The sequence below is a fragment of the Aquimarina latercula DSM 2041 genome (genome assembly GCF_000430645.1).
In the GTDB taxonomy this organism is placed as follows: Bacteria; Bacteroidota; Bacteroidia; order Flavobacteriales; family Flavobacteriaceae; genus Aquimarina; species Aquimarina latercula.
The window spans coordinates 16,152-30,581 of record NZ_AUMK01000005.1 but is presented as its reverse complement, the minus strand read 5'-3'; the positions used below and the strand labels follow the sequence as shown (position 1 = coordinate 30,581).

At 31.2% G+C, this 14,430-nt stretch carries 14 protein-coding genes; 3 read left to right on the top strand and 11 right to left on the bottom strand.

The features are described from left to right. Positions 1-45: 45 nt before the first annotated feature. The 7 genes from H526_RS30700 to H526_RS0107200 all read right to left on the bottom strand — a co-directional run bounded on the left by H526_RS30700 (position 46) and on the right by H526_RS0107200 (position 5,955). Positions 46-1,149 (bottom strand): DUF4056 domain-containing protein, encoded by a 1,104-nt coding sequence (locus H526_RS30700; RefSeq protein ID WP_051336040.1) that lies wholly within the window; start codon positions 1,147-1,149, stop codon positions 46-48. Between the two features lie 18 nt (positions 1,150-1,167). Beyond that, the gene (locus tag H526_RS0107225) at positions 1,168-1,863 is read right to left on the bottom strand and encodes a tetratricopeptide repeat protein (protein WP_027392382.1); all 696 of its coding nucleotides are present in this window, start codon (positions 1,861-1,863) and stop codon (positions 1,168-1,170) included. A 26-nt stretch (positions 1,864-1,889) separates the two neighbouring features. Further along, complete coding sequence (locus H526_RS0107220) at positions 1,890-2,993, bottom strand: glycosyltransferase family 2 protein (RefSeq protein WP_027392381.1); 1,104 nt, start codon at positions 2,991-2,993, stop codon at positions 1,890-1,892. Beyond that, complete coding sequence (locus H526_RS0107215; protein ID WP_211237831.1) at positions 2,990-3,565, bottom strand: 1-acyl-sn-glycerol-3-phosphate acyltransferase; 576 nt, start codon at positions 3,563-3,565, stop codon at positions 2,990-2,992. Before H526_RS0107215 ends, H526_RS0107220 begins: the two co-directional genes overlap by 4 nt. A gap of 41 nt (positions 3,566-3,606) precedes the next feature. Continuing rightward, a complete protein-coding gene (locus H526_RS28575) occupies positions 3,607-4,257 on the bottom strand; it encodes a carotenoid biosynthesis protein (RefSeq protein ID WP_158594455.1) in 651 nt (216 codons plus the stop codon). Positions 4,258-4,394: 137 nt separating this feature from the next. Further along, positions 4,395-5,093, bottom strand: a complete 699-nt coding sequence (locus tag H526_RS28570) for a lycopene cyclase domain-containing protein (RefSeq protein WP_035084859.1) — start codon at positions 5,091-5,093, stop codon at positions 4,395-4,397. A 25-nt stretch (positions 5,094-5,118) separates the two neighbouring features. Further along, entirely contained in the window at positions 5,119-5,955 is an 837-nt protein-coding gene (locus H526_RS0107200) for a phytoene/squalene synthase family protein (RefSeq protein WP_027392379.1), read from the bottom strand. Between the two features lie 564 nt (positions 5,956-6,519). Here H526_RS0107200 and H526_RS0107195 point away from each other — a divergent pair. Beyond that, the gene (locus tag H526_RS0107195; protein ID WP_035084855.1) at positions 6,520-7,437 is read left to right on the top strand and encodes a hypothetical protein; all 918 of its coding nucleotides are present in this window, start codon (positions 6,520-6,522) and stop codon (positions 7,435-7,437) included. Beyond that, positions 7,434-8,114, top strand: a complete 681-nt coding sequence (locus tag H526_RS0107190) for an ABC transporter ATP-binding protein (RefSeq protein ID WP_027392377.1) — start codon at positions 7,434-7,436, stop codon at positions 8,112-8,114. The genes H526_RS0107195 and H526_RS0107190 overlap by 4 nt, the downstream gene beginning before the upstream one ends. Positions 8,115-8,116: 2 nt before the next feature. On the opposite strand, the gene H526_RS0107185 is transcribed toward H526_RS0107190, so the two are convergent. Beyond that, positions 8,117-9,862 carry a M14 family metallopeptidase gene (locus H526_RS0107185; protein ID WP_027392376.1) on the bottom strand — a complete coding sequence of 582 codons (1,746 nt, stop codon included), beginning with the start codon at positions 9,860-9,862 and terminating at the stop codon, positions 8,117-8,119. A 151-nt stretch (positions 9,863-10,013) separates the two neighbouring features. Here H526_RS0107185 and H526_RS0107180 point away from each other — a divergent pair, with 151 nt between their 5' ends. Further along, complete coding sequence (locus H526_RS0107180) at positions 10,014-11,612, top strand: SulP family inorganic anion transporter (protein WP_027392375.1); 1,599 nt, start codon at positions 10,014-10,016, stop codon at positions 11,610-11,612. 13 nt (positions 11,613-11,625) lie between these two features. Here H526_RS0107180 and H526_RS0107175 read toward each other — a convergent pair whose 3' ends face one another. The 3 genes from H526_RS0107175 to H526_RS0107165 form a co-directional block, all read right to left on the bottom strand. Beyond that, positions 11,626-12,450 (bottom strand): class I SAM-dependent methyltransferase, encoded by an 825-nt coding sequence (locus H526_RS0107175; protein WP_027392374.1) that lies wholly within the window; start codon positions 12,448-12,450, stop codon positions 11,626-11,628. 96 nt (positions 12,451-12,546) lie between these two features. Continuing rightward, positions 12,547-12,888: a hypothetical protein gene (locus H526_RS0107170; RefSeq protein WP_027392373.1), complete on the bottom strand. Its 342-nt coding sequence runs from the start codon at positions 12,886-12,888 to the stop codon at positions 12,547-12,549. A 341-nt stretch (positions 12,889-13,229) separates the two neighbouring features. Continuing rightward, positions 13,230-14,423, bottom strand: coding sequence for a DUF1501 domain-containing protein (locus H526_RS0107165; RefSeq protein ID WP_027392372.1), 1,194 nt, complete (start codon positions 14,421-14,423; stop codon positions 13,230-13,232). Positions 14,424-14,430: the final 7 nt, after the last annotated feature.

Sequence of the window (14,430 nt, the reverse complement as noted above, 5' to 3'; positions counted from 1 at the left end):
TTATTTCTAGTTTATAGAGATTATTACTACAATATTAGAAGATTGCTATTTCCTAGAACTTTCTTCTCTTTCGTCGAAGGTGTTTTGTTCCATGATTTGTACTTCATTAGCGATTCTTTTCATTAAGATGCTAAAGTCATCTTGATTTATGAGATTGCTTTCTCGATTTGGAAAAATTTCTTCTACAGGAAATCTATAATTAAGGTCAATTGTAAATTGATAGAAATTGGTAAGAGGTTCTCCTTTAGTGTTTAAAAGGGGTACATCTAAGACAATAGCGTCAGTACTGTTGCTTGTCTGATTAGGAATTATCCAAGGACGGCTGGAATGAAGTATATCGGGGTCACGTTTTAACGTGATTTTAGAACTAGGGATTCGTTTTTTATTTGTGTACCACTTGTTATGAATAGCATCATATGCATCATAGGTTTCTTTTGCTGTTTTAACAACTCCTAAACTGTCCAATGTGGTTCCAATATTCAATGTTGCCGCCTTATTAAAAGGTAGTTTTGAATGTAAAGTTTTCATTCCTACGTGTATCCCAAGTAAGTTAGAGTATACATCCTCAACTGAAAAACTAGAAAATTTTTCTGGTATAAATGGGATGGTTGATGCTCCAAACCAAGTAGAAATCTCATGCCAGAGAGAGAGATCGTATGTTATCTTTCCTGCCAATAAAATAGAATCATCGGTGCTTAGATCTTCGGGTATATTTAAGTATAAAGTTTTACGACCAGCTTCGTTACGTAAAGGTATGGTTACTTTTCCTTTTCCTTTATAGTGTACGATAGTAGTGTATAAATAACGAGTCCAATCTATTTGATCTCGTAAGTGGCCGATGTCTATAAAACCACCTTTATTAGTATAGATAGTTCCCGTTCCTTCATCCTTATTACCCATATAATGATGTTCGTTCAAATCATCAATACTAATAACTTGATCAATCGAAACAAATGGTATTCCCCATATTTTTAAATCATATCCAAAAGCACAACAAGCCCTTATAATTCTAGGGGGAGTTTTACTTAGATTAATACTGTTATCTATTGGTGTATTTTGGGCATTAATGTTTATGGAAGTAATAAAAATGCTTAAAAATGTAAAAATTTTTACTTGTTCTAATGTTGTCCTATAAATAATAAATTTCATGAAGTAGGATGATAAATATTATAGATTATTACGTTTTATCATATCAGGATAGAGTTCATCTTCAACCCACATAAAGTTTGGGAATATTCGCATTATTTTCTCATAACATAATTTGGCTAACTGTATTTGGTCCGTAGCTTCATAAGCCTGCCCTAGAGCCGTCATTGTGTTTATGTACATCCAATTATTTACAACCAATCCTTGTTTTTCAAAGCTTTTAACTGCCTTAATGTAGTATTTAATCGCTTCTGCTTTATCTCCACCAAAAGCAGACGGGCGGTAATACATAGAGTTTCCTTTTTCGATATTTCCTTGAATATTTTCTGGGTCAAGTTCAATAGATTTATCTATGTATCTCATGCTTTTTCTGCCTAAGTAAATAGCCTTTAAATTAGAGATACCAATGGTAAATGCGATATAAGCTCCTTTGTAGGCTAACAAAGTTGCATTTTCTGGGGATTTCTCTAGTAACTTGTCTATAATTCTTTCTGATTTATCGATGTATTCCTCAGCTGTATCATCTTTTTCTGCCCCAATTAACCAAGCGGTATAGCCATAGTAGTAACTGATAAGCTCTAATTGTTCTTCGAAATTATTGGGATTAGCATTTTTTTCGCAAGAATGCATTAATTCGTACCATTTATCCATTTTACCTCTTGAATAAGCTTTGTAAATTGGATCACGATAAGGGCTTTGAGAAAAGCCTAATTGCATTGAAAACAGTATAGTTATGATCGAAATTATAGATCTTGTAATATATTTCTGTCTTTCCATATTAGTTTTTTCTGTTTGTTATTGATGAGCCCCTTAATTATTATTAAAAGAAATATAATATGCTGTGGTAGGACTAATAGTAGGTTTAGAACAATTGATTGTTGACTTGCTAGCATGACAAAAAATCGAATGAATACAATGCCAAAAAGATAAGCAATTAGCCACCATAAACCCATGTATAGGTATACTACGAATGGTGCGATAGTTGTTAGTATTCCAAAAGTAATAGTCACTAAAATACTATTACCAAAGAATTGGAATATGTTTTTTATAAATCCTTCAATAGCTTCATCTAATCCAACATACATTCTACAAGAAATATCATTATCTCCTAAACGTGTGTCGCTGGCTAGTTTTTTTTGTTTAAATAGTCTTATAATAGCTATATCTTCTACTTTGTTAGATTTATATCTTTCGTGAGGCCATATTTCTTTGTATGTAGCAGCTTTAAACATCATAAATTGACCATTAGCCGCTGAAAAAATTTTATTTTTTGATCTTCTTATTAGGTAAATTGGAAGGATGCTTAATAAAACCCAATTCATTAAAGGTACCGAAACTTTTTCGCCAAAAGATTTAACTATTTGCTTTGGAAATATCGATAGTAAGTGTAGATCGTGTTGCTGAAGATAACTAATGCTGCGTTTGATTACCCCTTTTTTTACACTTACATCTGCATCTAAAAAAAGTAATATGTTACCAGTAGCAGCCTTTGCGAGTTGATGGCAAGCATGGTTTTTACCTAGCCAACCTTTTGGAAGCGTATCCCCATTTAGTAATTTAATGTTAGGTTTGAGGGCTGCCCAGTGTTTAATAATACTCTCCGTTTTATCCGTCGAGTGATCATTATAGACAATGATTTCTAGCTCATTATATTGGAATGTTGATAGTTGTTCTAGTAGAGTTCCGATATTTTCTTCCTCATTACGAGCTGGTATTAAAATAGAAACAGACGGAACAGAAGTTAATGAAGTTGTTTTTGGTAAATACGCAAACGAAAGGTAATTAACAAATGCTACCAGCAATCTGATACTAAGTAAGATTATTAAAAAATAACAGAAATAGATCATTTTACACCTTGTTTTGTAAAACACACTTCTGCAAAACGATTAAACTGTCGTTCTACATCTTCGGCATTTGTATTTTTAGTAATAGTATGTGTTTCATAGTACGCAGATATATCTGGCCTTAGTTTGGTGCCATAATTAATAAGGTTAATATTGTATACCAATTGGAAATCATTTTTAGTATTTGCTAAAATATGAGAAAGTAACCCTTTTTCAAAAGTAAATTCTTTTGTGTAGATACTTTGGATTCTCCCTTGAGGGAAAAATAAAAATAGATTTTCTTTGTCTTCTAGCATTTCGACAGCATAATCAAGGCTAGCGATACTAGACTTTTTTCCTTTATTGATTGAACTTGCACCAATTTTGGTGAGCATCATGTTTTTTTTCAATTCTTTTTCAAGCATCATAAAGTTAAACCTTCGTTTAAAGACTTTTAGATTTAATAAGATTTGAATAAAACCATCATAAAAAGAGAAATGATTACTGATCATTAAAATAGGAAGGCCTTTTTCTTCATATTCACCTTTATATTTAATACTACTAAAGAAAAATCCTATTAGTATTTTGGTATACAAATAAGAAAATTTCACCCAGTATTTATTATGATTCGCTCGTATCATTTCAGTGTGTAGATATGGTGAATAACTAAAATTATAAAAAAGCCAAATTGAATAAAAAATAACCAACGTGCAGGGCGATTGTTTGTTTTTATGTTGAACTTCTGAATTACCCAATTAAACAGTAAAGCTAATAGAAACCAAGCTATATAGTTATTTACAGGAGGTTCGTTGTTAGAAAACATCCACATATCTATCAACGGAGCTGCTTTTTCTAATAGGATATCGTATAATACCATTAATAATGCAGCGCCCACAATGATCAAACTATTTTTTGATGTGTATTTAGATATTATTCCGTTTGATGCATATGTTAAGAAGACCCAATTAAGACCAATAATAACTGGTACGTCTATTATTTTAATACCAAGTCCTTGACCATAAGTGTAAGTTCCAAAAATTTTACCGGTTGCTACACCAATAATTTCGATTAGTATACCTGATATAAATATACTGGCTAAAACTATGATCGTTTTTAAACTCCATTCTTTGTGATGGGAAAAGACTGCTGCAGAAACAAGCACTAAGGTATATGGCGTAATTAGTATAAATAGATCATGAGTAATAGGTGTGAAATACAAAACTAACCCTACGCAATAAAAAACTATAAAAGTTATAGGAAGTCCCTCATTAATAATGTATTTAATCATCCGATTCATCTATCATGAGAGTGTTTTATTAGCAATAATTTTAGTGCTTGCTAAACAGATTGATATTTCATTAAATGAACAAACATGCTCACCAAATAAATACAAGCCATGAATTCTGAAATCCTTTAATGCAATTTTCATACCTGTTTGTTTTTTTTAGCTCTCATTTCAAAAATATGAGTGAGCATTAAGGGGGATAAAAGCAATGAAAAATTATAAAACATATCTTCGAGCGGAATTGAAAGAACATGAATTCCTAGTATTACTTCTGGATTATAGTCAAAAACGGCTTGCTCAATTCCTGTTCCAGTTAGTATTCCATTAATAATGAAAAATGGAATAAGTAAAATTGGGTATATAGCTAAATAATATTGTACTACTTCTCTTGTAAAATAATAACCCAATAGGAGTATTATTGGTAAAACAAGAAAATTAACAAAAGTGTACGTGAGATCGTAGTTTAATAATGAGGTTGTAAGGGATGCGATTACAATTAGAATGGTTAAAATTTTAGTCCATTTCTCATTTACTTTGAATTTAGGGAAATGAAACTTAACCGCATAAAAAGAGAATGCGCAAGCATACGGAATTGCAATAAAAAATAGATATTCTTCTAAAGGAAGCTTTTTTATATAAATCCCAGAATTATAGATTGGATTAAAAAACCAACATCCAATATGAGTAAAAATGATATCCCAAGCAACAAAAACAACCATGGTTATTAGTATTGCTGGAATTAAATATTTCCAACGCTTATATAGTTTAAGATTTTTCTCAAAACTCAAAGCCAGAGGTCCAGCGAGTGATATGATAAGAATAATTAGATAAAGAGACATAGTTCGTAAAGTTTAGTATTGTGTTCTATGCCAGTTTAAGTTTGTTACTGATGTAAATAGACGCTAATGTCCATATTTTAGATCTATTTGGTATACGAATTCGTTCATTCAGTAATTTCTCAACAGGTGTATACTCTATTTTGGTGGTAAGCTTAGTGTAATAAAGATATGCTGCATAAACTCCATTTTTTGAGTTGTCCGGAAGTTCTTTAATACCTTCTAGAGCTACTTTGAAATCTTCATTAATATATTCAATAATTTTTTTCTTGATATTTTCAGTTAGTTCATTATCCCGTAAGATAGGGAAGTAGATGCGATGTAACTGATTAATATCATCGTTGATGTCACGCAAGAAATTTACTTTCTGAAAAGCAGAGCCTAAACGCATTGCAGCGGGTTTTAAAGCCTGATAACGTTCTTCATCACCGTTTACAAAAACCTTAAGACACATTAATCCTACTACATCTGCAGATCCATATATGTATTCTTTAATCTCATTATCATCAAACTCTTTCTTTGATAAATCACTGCGCATGCTTTTTAAGAAGGCCTGGATTAACTCATCATCAATGTTGTATTTTCGAACAGTTATTTGAAATGAGTTTAGTATTGGATTAAGACTTATACCTTGATCATAAGCACGGTAATAATCTTCTTCAAAATTCGAAAACAAAGTAGTCTTATCGTAATCGTGGAATGTATCGACAATCTCATCGGCAAAACGTACAAATCCATAAATACTAAATATGCTATCTCTTATTGATTTGTCAAACAGTTTGATACCCATAGAGAATGAAGTACTATAATTTTGTGTAACTATCTTACTGCACTTAAATGATACATCATCAAATAATCCCTTCATTTCCCGTTTTTTAAATTTTTTTAATGCAATTTTGCATTAGCGGAGTATGATTTTTCCTCTTTACTTTAATCTATTTTTTTACTTGATAGCAATCAGTTCAATAGATTGTTTAAGCATTAAAACTATTTAATTCCTAATTGTTGTTTTCTAGTATTTTGATAAGTTAATATCATTTGCAAAAGTAATCATCTTTTTCAAACTACCCCACTTTTTAAATTTGCAATAAAACTATTCAATAAACCTTCTATAGAACAGTTTGATTATCGTTAAGGTTTAATAATAAAACGTTGTAAATATTTGTTATAATTCAACAGGTACATGAAAATAGTGCTAAATATTATGATAAAAGTTTATTGATTAATTATATGAAGCTATATGTTGTTGAATAAGTTTTCTGTTACCTATGGTTGTGTTTTTTAAGTCACTAAGATTTTTTTAGGTAAATTAAAACGATAGATAGTCTTTTTAGAAAATCTTTTTTCGAAGTCAGATATTTGGGAACATTGTAACTTTTATGGCTAAAACATGACCAATGATAGAGATTCTTTTTTTAATAAATAACTTTTGAAATATTATTATCAATTGCAATGTAAGCGTCTTTACCGATCTTTTAAAGATTTTGGTACAGAGCCAATAATAGGGTATCCTATTATTATTGTACTGTTTTATTGGTTGTCAATATTTTTTTTTAACAAAGTACCTTATGCATCTTATTTTTATATAGCATTGAGTGCCGCTTTTGTTTATTCGTTTAGTAGCTCTGGACATAGTGATTTTATAAAACAACATTTTTCAAGTTACAATCTCAAAAAAATCAAATTGCTTAATAGTTTGCTAGGAACATTACCGTTTGCAATATTCTTGTTGTATAAATCATATTATGTGGAAGTAGTTTTTATGCTTTTATTGACATTGTTAGTTTCGTTGTTTAAGAAAAGAAGTAAAGTTTCTTTAATAGTACCTACACCATTTAGTAAAAAACCTTCTGAGTTTATAATAGGGTTTAGAAAAACTTTTTGGATATTTTTATTGATATATGGTTTAGTAATTATTGCTGTTGTTAAAGGTAATTTTAACTTGGGTTTATTTGCTATCGTAGCTGTATTTTTGACCTGTTCTGGTTACTACATGAAACAGGATCCAGAATTTTATATATGGGTACATGCAATGAATTCTAAAGAATTTTTAATGCATAAAGTATTAATTGCTATCAAATATAGCTTTCTGCTAACTATTCCAATGTTTGTGTTTTTATCTGTATTTTATTTGAATCAGATACACATAGCGGTACTTTTCTTAATGTTAGGTTGGGTATATTTGATAATGTTTGTATTTATGAAATATGCTTTTCGGAGTCAAGGGTTAGAGATTATGCAAGGAGTGATTGGAGTATTGTGTATTTTGTTTCCTCCATTAATGATAATAACATTACCTTATTTTTATAATAAAGCTTTGAATAACTTAGATCTTTTGCTAAAATGATATCAATAAAATCTTTAGATAAGTATTACGGTAATAACCATGTCTTGAATGATGTTAATCTAACATTTAATCCTGGCGAAGTTCATGGTTTAGTAGGAGAGAACGGAGCTGGAAAAACTACTTTGTTTAGATCTATTTCGGGGATGGAAAGTTTTAATGGTTCTATCGACTATGATGCAGGTAATATGAAGAATGTAATGGGGTTTTTACCTACAGATCCTTATTTTCTTTCTAAAATTACAGGAAAAGAGTATTTGCAATTATTATGTAATGCTAGGAATATTAAAATTAATGATTTTAGCGAAAAAAATATTTTTGACTTACCCTTGCAACAATACGCAGAAAGGTATTCTACAGGAATGAAGAAAAAATTAGCGTTAACAGGTATATTATTGCAGAATAATAATGTTTTTATTCTAGATGAACCTTTTAACGGAGTTGATATATATAGCAATACTGTCATTAATGAAATTCTTATTAAGTTAAAACAACTTAATAAAATAGTAATATTATCATCCCACATTTTTTCAACACTTTATGAAACTTGCGATTATTTACATTATCTGAAAAATGGTAGTATCATAAAAAGCGTAGATAAAACTCAATTCGAAAGTATCGAAAAAGAGATGCAAGCATCAGGAATTAAGGTTAAAATAGATAAACTAAATCTGACATAAAGTTATTTTAGGATTCGATAAATAGGATAGCGCATATGTGCTTTCTCATAATTATCAGATTGTTTATGAATCCAATCTAATTGTGCATACCAGTTTTTAGCAAATACAGTGTCATTTTTCTTCTCTTCAAACTTTTGTTTAAGATTACTGTCATTTTCCAATAATTCTAATGCTTTGTCTTCCCAAACATAAGGAGAAAACCCTTCTTTTTGTTGTAAAATGGTATCAAAGAAGTTCCAGTTGAAAAATGAATCTGGGGCTTCAGGTTCTAATGTTTCTAGTAAATACCTAAAGCCTTTTTGATTTGTAGGGATTATATAATCTCCTTTTCGAAAAGTTATTATTTCGGTGCTTCTTTTGACTGTAGTTTCATAATGAAGATAATGTCCTTCATATGGCGTTTTTCGACTTTTATAATCTTTTATATGGTATACTTCTACAGAGATTGTAGTGTCTTTTTGTACAGCTTTGTATGATATTTTGTTAAGGTCTAATTTATCAATGACATTCCACCAACCTTTAGGTATTATATATGAAGTTGGAATAGTAATTTCGGAAGTTGGAGAGAAATAGTTTTGGTATCTAACCTTCTTGGTGTAGGGTTTATTTTGATCATATTTTAAACGTTTAGCACCTGTGATTTCGCTATTTATATATAACCCTTCGTATCCTTTAAAATCGAAATTAGTAGCGTTGGTAGTGTCTACTTTCCAATTTACCGGATATGTATTTTGTTTTGGTAAGTCGGTAAAAGCTTTTTGCCGAAGATCTTTTATTTTTTCTCCATCTTTTTCGGTGATATCGATCATAGATTTCATTAATTCATATGTCCCTAGTACTCTTGGTTTATATGGTTTTAGCATATGAGTTTCTACCATCATTCCTAAGGTATTCCATAGCGTTGTGTATCCTGTAGAGTATCTAGGAGAATCCATGAATTGTGTCCATCCTTTATCTGGTGTTGTTCCCCAAACATTTACATAAGGTGTTATGTCCCAATTTTTGTTGGATAGCGATTTTTCTAACTGTGGATGCATTTGGTTGTGTAAATAATCACCAAGATTTCCGTTTAGTTTATTGTGTTGAGTAAATAGATGTGTTAGTGTGTACTGGTAGTCGGCACCATTACTAACGTGATTATCAATAAAAACATCTGGTTGCGTTAAATGAAAAACCTCTGCAAACGTCTGTGCATTTTTTGTGTCATTTTTTATAAAATCTCGATTTAAGTCATAATTCCTGGAGTTCCCTCTAAAACCATATGCTTTAGGACCATTTTGATTAGTTCGAGTTCCAGAATTTCTATTTAACGCACCTCCAATATTGTACACCGGAATTGTAACTAAAACAGTATGTTCTGGCGTTTTGATCATCCCTTTAGCAATATCTCTAAAAAGGAGCATAGTTGCATCAATACCATCACTTTCTCCAGGGTGAATTCCATTGTTGATCAATAAAACACGTTTGTCACGTCTTATTTTTTCGAAATCAAATATTTTATCTGGATTGAGTGTTACTATATGAAGCGGGTGGCCACTATCCGTACTTCCAATTTCTTGAATATTGATTTCTGGGTAGACTTTGGATAAATTTTGATAATAGGTAATAACTTCTGGATATGTTGGAGTCTCTGTGCCATTACTTTTTTCAAAAATAGTGGTAAAATCAAAGTTTTCGGCAGTATCTTTTTTAGTAGAATTACAAGATATAATCAACAGTGAGCTGATAATGAGAGTGATGGTTCGCATGAGCATTATGAGTTAGGCATAAATATACTAAGTTTTATATTTTTAAGATCTTCTATAACGTTTTAGTTTTGTTTTGGTAATAGATAGGTTATGATTTTACTTGTCAGGACACAAAATAACTGTATTTTTGCACCCTCAAAATAGACTGATTATGACTGAGTTTGTAAGAAAAAGAGTGGCAAATGCCAAAAATGATATTCTATCAGGATTGACTGTAGCTTTAGCTTTAGTTCCCGAAGCGGTAGCCTTTGCATTTGTGGCTGGTGTAGATCCTTTAGTGGGTTTGTATGCGGCATTTATGATTGGATTAATTACTTCTATTTTTGGAGGGCGTCCTGGAATGATTTCTGGTGCTACTGGAGCACTTGCTGTAGTTATGGTGAGTCTTGTGGCAGAAGGAAATGCTATGGGAGCAGAGGGTGAACAATTAGGATTGTATTATCTTTTTGCTACAGTTATCTTAATGGGTGTTATCCAAATGCTCGCTGGTGTTTTTAAGCTTGGTAAGTTTGTGCGTTTAATACCGCATCCAGTGATGATGGGATTTGTCAACGGATTAGCAATTGTAATTTTCCTTTCTCAGTTAGGAATGTTTAAGGAGTATGTTCAAGGAGAAAAAGCTTGGATGCAGGGATCGGGATTGTTTTTAATGCTGGGATTAGTTGCTTTAACAATGTTGATTATGTGGGGACTTCCTAAAATAAAAGCTACTGCTAAGTTTCCTGAAGCTTTAATAGCTATTTTGGTAGTTTCGGCTATTGTAATCTTGGGTAAATTGGATGTTGCTACAGTGGGTAGTTTTATTAAAGATGGAGGAGGAGAAGGTCTAAAAGGAGGATTACCACAATTTCAGTTTGATATTTTTAATAAAGTCCCGATGACCTGGGAAACATTTAAGTTTATAGGGCCATATGCATTGATTTTGGCTGCAATTGGGTTGATAGAGTCGCTAATGACACTTAATCTTATTGATGAACTTACAGAAACCAGAGGAAATTCTAACAGAGAATGTCTTGCGCAAGGTGGTGCAAATATAGTTACAGGTCTTTTCGGAGGAATGGGTGGCTGCGCTATGATTGGACAATCGATTATTAATATAAAAGGTGGTGGACGTACTCGTTTATCAGGTATTGTTGCAGCAGTTACTTTGTTAATGTTTATACTGTTTGCATCTGGATTAATTGAGCAAGTTCCTATTGCAGCGCTTGTAGGTGTAATGTTTATGGTAGTGATAGGTACATTTGCTTGGTCTAGTTTTAGAATACTAAATAAAATTCCTTTAACAGATGCAATTGTATTGATCTCAGTTTCTTCATTGACTGTGTTTTTTGATTTAGCAGTTGCCGTTATTGCAGGAGTAATTATGTCTGCATTGGCATTTGCTTGGGAAAATGCGAAAAAAATTAGAGCAAGAAAGCACATTAAGGAAGATGGGACTAAAGTTTATGAGATATGGGGGCCATTATTCTTTGGAAGTATTCAGGCTTTTAACTCTAAGTTTGATGTGGCAAATGATCCAGAAAATGTAGAAATTGATTTTATCGAATCTAGAGTTAGTGATCATTCAGCATTAGAGGCTATTTTTAACTTAGTAGGTAAGTATGAAGAAGCAGGTAAAACAGTGCGTGTAAAACATTTGAGCGAAGAGTGTCAGGCTTTGATGATTAAAGCTTCTCCAAGATTGGCAAATGTTATAGAACATGATATTGATGATCCGAGATATCATGTGATGGCCAAAGTTATGAAATAAGGTTTAGATATATTTAATCAACTCTTTCTAGAAGATACATATGTTCATTAAGTATTTCTTTTGCACTAGCTAATTGAGATTCTGGATTATACTGTTTGGATAATTGATACTCATCGATATGCTCTTTTAAAACATATCCATCGAGATTTTCATAATATGAATTTGGAATAGTCTGATGAGCAAATGCATCATTAGCGTCATTATGAGAATCAAAATAATTGAGTAATCTTTTATAGACCTCTAGTTTTTCAATTTCAGGGACATACGATACGCTACCTATAAGATCACCTTGTTTTTGTAATCCTTTAAATACGGTAAAGAGTTTTTGAGTAATAGTTTTATTTAGAAAAAATAATACACCTTCCAGTACTATAAAAGTAGGTGCTTTTGTAATCATTTTTTTTAATGAACTAATCATCTTTTCTTCAGAATCTAGATTAAAATCAAGACTTAGATATTGAACATCACGTTTTGGTAATTTACCTTCTTGAGTCCACAAATCTATTTTACTCTTTTTGTATTCAATAATATCTGCTTTGTCAATTTCAATGGTTGATACATGATCATTCAGTAAGAATTGGTACATACTAAAGCCTGCTCCAAAATTGATCAGTGTTCCTCCATTGTTTTTGTCAAAAAAAGATTTCAATCTTTCGTAAAAGTATCTATTCCTAATACTGTGTAAGATAGGTTCTTCCTTAGATATCGCTTTAGTAATTGATGGTATAAGAGCTTCTGTTTTAGGATTGTTCCATAATTTAGCATAGATATCTTTACTTACATTCTCATGATATGAACGGTATGTGGAAACAATAAAAGCGGTTTCATGAATTTGCATACATAAATGTAAGCTTTTCTAAACTTAACTAAAAAAAAACACCACTATATCAAGCAAGAAAATAGTGGTGCGGTTAGTGTATATATATTCAAAAAATTATGGCAATAATCCAGTAATCTGTGTGCTATCAGTAATTGTAGAGTCCTTATCTTTTAGGTTGTTGTTAGCTAAACGGGTAGTTTTTTCGCTATCATTGATAAAACCGTTTTTAATCATTAAGGTCTTATAGAAATCAGTTTTAGTTTCTACGCTGGTAGTCTCTACTTTCTTAATTTTAATATCAAAATTATTCACAGCAATTAAAGTCTGATAAAAATCAACTTTAGTATTCTTTACATTATTAGATTCAGCTTTTGTTGGTTCTGTAGAAGTGGTCTCTTGAGCACTAATTGTAGAAAGAGAAAACAAAACAAAAATGGAAAGAATTATAGTTTTCATGTTTTTTGGGGCTTAATGAATTTACTACTTGATTTGTATCAAATTTACAATCAAATAGTTATGTAATGAAATGATTTGACATGTTTTAGATGAAGAGTTGTTTTGTATCGACAAACAACACGTTTTTTACGGTTTTACCGTAAAAAACGTGTTGTGTTTTTTGTAGTTCTTCCTTGTTTTTAGTTTTGATAAAGTGTAAAAGCATTGATTTTTAGTGAGTTTTGTCTTGTTTTTATTTAAAGTACTAAGGCCTGTATTTTGGTATAAGTTTTTTAATTTTGTAACTAACTACTTACATAGTATGCAAAAGGGTTTGATTCGTTGGAAAAACTTGTAATACTTTATACAAAAGAAAGCTTTTTGAAATAGTTGTCCAAGACTTGTCGATCGTTAACCTCTAACCAATTATTTAAAATTGTGGCATAAATACTTCTAAAATCTATCGTATACTTGATATCTCCATTAGCATCAAGATTTGATAAATTTGGTAATTCATTATAGACACCTACTTTTTTTAATGAACCTCCTATAGCTATTACATTATTGGCAGCTCCATGATCGGTTCCATGACTTCCATTTTGTTTTACTCTTCTACCAAATTCTGAAAAAGTTAGTATTAGCGTATCTTTAAATCGATCATTCTTTTTAAGATCTTTTACCAAAGCTCCAATTGCTTTAGAATATACACTAAGCAAACGGTCTTGACTATTTACTTGATTTACGTGACTATCAAAACCACCTAGAGAACTATAATAAACCCGTGTTTTTAATCCAGATACTATAAAATCAGCTATCGTTTTTAGATTTCTGCCAAATGTTGATTGTGGATATTCTATATTGGTTTTATAGATTTTAGAAGTGTTATAAATGTAAGCTGCGGATGAATGAGTCTCTAGCATTGTTTTATATAGATACCCTTGATTATCCTCATCCAGCATTTCTTTATTAGTATTCTTCGCTAGATTATTAAAAAAAGGTTCTCTTGTTGTTCGATGTAATTGGTTAGAGTAAGAAACAGCAATACCATTTAAATCTTTTCCTTTCATAGCAAGTGATAGTGAATTATCCACCTCTATTGCTTGATACGGATGCTGGCAATTAGCATCGAGATATCTGCCTACCCAACCAGAGGATAAATACTGGTTAGTATCACTAGCCGTTTGCCAGATGTCCGTACTTCTGAAATGAGACCGATTAGGGTTCGGGTATCCTACATTATTAATTATAGACACTTCTCCTAGATCATATAACTCTCTTAATTCTTTCAAGTTATTGTTAAACGCCAAATCATCTGTTATTTTTAAAGTTTCTATGGCTTTTTTAGAAATGGTAGGTCTTAAACGATAATAAATGTCATTATTAATAGGAATAATACTATTTAGACCATCATTACCACCTGATAGTTGAATAATGATTAAATTTTTATATCCTGATAATTGTTCTGGTGTTAAAAATTCCATCCCTTTCAGGAATGAGGGAACTAATGCTATTCCTGATGCAAAAACTGATTGTCTTAAAAAATCTCTTCTGTCCATAATTAGG

Coding starts and splice junctions, on each gene's coding strand:
- H526_RS30700 (WP_051336040.1), bottom strand. CDS start 1,149: ATGAAATTTATTATTTATAGGACAACATTAGAACAAGTAAAAATTTTT.
- H526_RS0107225 (WP_027392382.1), bottom strand. CDS start 1,863: ATGCAATTAGGCTTTTCTCAAAGCCCTTATCGTGATCCAATTTACAAA.
- H526_RS0107220 (WP_027392381.1), bottom strand. CDS start 2,993: ATGATCTATTTCTGTTATTTTTTAATAATCTTACTTAGTATCAGATTG.
- H526_RS28575 (WP_158594455.1), bottom strand. CDS start 4,257: ATGATTAAATACATTATTAATGAGGGACTTCCTATAACTTTTATAGTT.
- H526_RS28570 (WP_035084859.1), bottom strand. CDS start 5,093: ATGTCTCTTTATCTAATTATTCTTATCATATCACTCGCTGGACCTCTG.
- H526_RS0107200 (WP_027392379.1), bottom strand. CDS start 5,955: ATGAAGGGATTATTTGATGATGTATCATTTAAGTGCAGTAAGATAGTT.
- H526_RS0107190 (WP_027392377.1), top strand. CDS start 7,434: ATGATATCAATAAAATCTTTAGATAAGTATTACGGTAATAACCATGTC.
- H526_RS0107185 (WP_027392376.1), bottom strand. CDS start 9,862: ATGCGAACCATCACTCTCATTATCAGCTCACTGTTGATTATATCTTGT.
- H526_RS0107180 (WP_027392375.1), top strand. CDS start 10,014: ATGACTGAGTTTGTAAGAAAAAGAGTGGCAAATGCCAAAAATGATATT.
- H526_RS0107175 (WP_027392374.1), bottom strand. CDS start 12,450: ATGCAAATTCATGAAACCGCTTTTATTGTTTCCACATACCGTTCATAT.
- H526_RS0107170 (WP_027392373.1), bottom strand. CDS start 12,888: ATGAAAACTATAATTCTTTCCATTTTTGTTTTGTTTTCTCTTTCTACA.
- H526_RS0107165 (WP_027392372.1), bottom strand. CDS start 14,423: ATGGACAGAAGAGATTTTTTAAGACAATCAGTTTTTGCATCAGGAATA.